Raw genomic sequence first — 670 nt, 5'->3', positions numbered from 1 at the left:
CTCGGCGCGGTACTCCTCGGCGAGCAGTACGGCCGCCAGCTCCGCCCGCTCCAGCTCGTGCCGTTGCTGGGTGAGCAGCGCGCCCAGCGCCACCGCGGGCGGCGCGGCCACCCAGCGCCCGGTCCTGGCCGACGACTGCGCGGCCAGCCCCTGCTGCTCCAGCCCGCGCAGCGCGCGTTCGGTGTCCTGCTCCGGTATCGCCAGCCGACGGGCCAGATCGGCCGCCTCGGCGGCGCCGAGCGCCACCAGCGCGCGATACGCGGACTCCTGTCTCTCGTCGAGACCTATCGCTCCCAGCACCCCTGCACCCCTCCCCGGACACACGTTCAAAACCGGCGGGCCGTGGCGGGAACCGGCCACGGCGTAAACCCGCCGCGCACATCATCCCCACACCACACCCCACTCTGCCAATGTGGCGACATTGCCGGATCAACAGACCCCAGGGATATGCCTCGGGGTCATTGGTGTGAGCCCGGCCGCTAATACCGGATAAGCTGACTACCCGGACGTTCCCGTCGAAGCTCCACGAGTCGCTACGATTCGAATCGGCGTACGGACCGGTCTCCGGCCCCGAATCCTGGTCGGCGCACCTGGTGCGCTCCGGCCATCCGAACGTCCGCCGGGCGTCCTTACCCGTGGGGGGTGGGGCCGCCCGGCGGACGTTCGGATG

1 protein-coding gene is annotated in these 670 nt (G+C 71.3%); it reads right to left on the bottom strand.

Annotation, left to right across the window (positions count from 1 at the left end):
• The coding region (locus BHU15_RS37310; RefSeq protein WP_303741445.1) for a helix-turn-helix domain-containing protein at window positions 1-300 on the bottom strand (300 nt) is incomplete at its 3' end.
• Window positions 301-670 lie beyond the last annotated feature (370 nt).

This window comes from Streptomyces niveus, from assembly GCF_001723055.1.
GTDB lineage: Bacteria > Actinomycetota > Actinomycetes > Streptomycetales > Streptomycetaceae > Streptomyces > Streptomyces niveus.
The sequence above is the reverse complement of the archived record's forward strand: the minus strand, read 5'-3'. Positions and strand labels throughout refer to the sequence as shown.